A 1,545-nucleotide genomic window follows, 5' to 3' on the forward strand; every position below is an offset into this window, starting at 1 on the left:
TCACCTTTGAAGGTGCCATCCGGATAGCCTTCTACAACGCCCTGGTCGGAGAGGTCGGATACTGCCTGGTAAGCCCAGTCATCAGTGGAAACATCAGAGAATGGATTGGCTGCGAAAGCGGAAACGCCAGCAGTCAGTGCAGCAGCAGCTGCGATTGCGAGAATCTTTTTCATAGTTCTTCGCTCCTTATATAAACAGATATGATCCTGCATAGGGGAAAAATCCTGAAAAAGAATGTCTGCGCGAGTGACCGTGTTTCCTCTGCTCTTCTTTTTCTCTCTTTTTCCTGTCCAAAAGGCAGGACTCCTTTGGACTTTCTCATTATATCACATTTATTAGAAATTAACAAATTTCTGTTATGTATATCATTATAAAACAATACTATAATCTTTGATAAAATATATAATTTTCTCATTAAATGAGAAATGGTTCTTTAGAAGGCTGATTCTCAAATAGGAATATTTCATCATTTTTGATGCGATAGAGAGGGCTCTTTTCCTTTTACCTTCTCTTTAATCTTGAGAATGATTTTCTCTCTACCGTCTATTTTGAGAATAGTTTTCTCTATTTCAGTCTGTCAAGTTTTGAGAAAGCGGGTGCCCAAGAAAAAGAGGACTCCCAAATGATGGTCATTTGGCAGCCCTCCCGAGATTCTCTTTATCCTTATAATAATTCCATTTTCCCCTTATGCTCCTCTGCTTTTCCGGAAGCCCGGCATTCGCGGCAGTATCCGTAGATTTCCACCTTCGGCTCCGCCACTTCAAAGCCGTATTCCTCGTCCATGTGCTGCCGGTATCCTTTCTCCAGATCCACGTCCACCGGAAAAATACGGTGGCAGGAAAGGCAGATGGCATAGTACACCGGCGTGTCATGGGCATATTCATAGCGGGTGAGGCCGTCGGACATGGTGGTGGACCGATAGAGCAGCCCTTTCTCCGCCAGGGCTTCGCAGTTGCGATACACCGTGGACAGACTGAGGCGGGTGTCTTTGCCCCGTACCAGTTCATACACCTCTCCTGCCGTAAGGGGCAGGCTCTTCTCCAGGACTTTTAAAATCATAATCCGCGCTTTCGTCCTTTTCAGATGCTTCTTTACCAGTATATCTTCCAAACTTGCCATGCTTTTCTCCTTATGATTTTTCATTCCTTTGAGTACATAGTATACTATTTACTTGATTATATGGGATTTTCTCTATCTAGTCAAGGGAAAGTTCTATGAGGGCCCTCGGACACGCCTGCGAACGGTCAGCCGACAATAGGAAGGCCCTTTTATGGGCAGGCTAAGGGCCAACTTCGGCTGACTTGCGCATTCTATGCAGAATGCGCACATGAGGGTTGACGGGCCTTTGGCCCGAGGGTTGTGGCCGCCTGTCGGAGGCGGGTTGTGTTCGCTAGCGCTCAGGGGGGCAACGGCCCTTCGGGCCGAGGGTAGTGGATTGCCCTTACGGGCAATGAGTTTTATAATGCCGCCTTCGGCGGTCACGTCCACATCGAGTATCATAATCAGGATTACCACCGTCCACCCCTTCGCCACTTCGTGGCCCTC

The 1,545-nt window shown here is 47.4% G+C and carries 2 protein-coding genes; both read right to left on the reverse strand.

Annotation, left to right across the window (positions count from 1 at the left end; all coding sequences use genetic code 11):
* On the reverse strand, window positions 1–212 hold a 212-nt coding region (locus HMPREF9453_RS11315; RefSeq protein ID WP_415750638.1), incomplete at its 3' end, for an S-layer homology domain-containing protein.
* Window positions 213–663: 451 nt separating this feature from the next.
* A complete protein-coding gene (locus HMPREF9453_RS10960) occupies window positions 664–1,119 on the reverse strand; it encodes a Fur family transcriptional regulator (RefSeq protein WP_008860634.1) in 456 nt (151 codons plus the stop codon).
* Window positions 1,120–1,545 lie beyond the last annotated feature (426 nt).

This window comes from Dialister succinatiphilus YIT 11850 (assembly GCF_000242435.1).
Classification (GTDB): domain Bacteria; phylum Bacillota; class Negativicutes; order Veillonellales; family Dialisteraceae; genus Dialister; species Dialister succinatiphilus.

What these genes read in the sequence shown, in the direction of transcription:
- HMPREF9453_RS10960 (WP_008860634.1), bottom strand. Translation starts at nt 1,119, where the DNA reads ATGGCAAGTTTGGAAGATATACTGGTAAAGAAGCATCTGAAAAGGACG.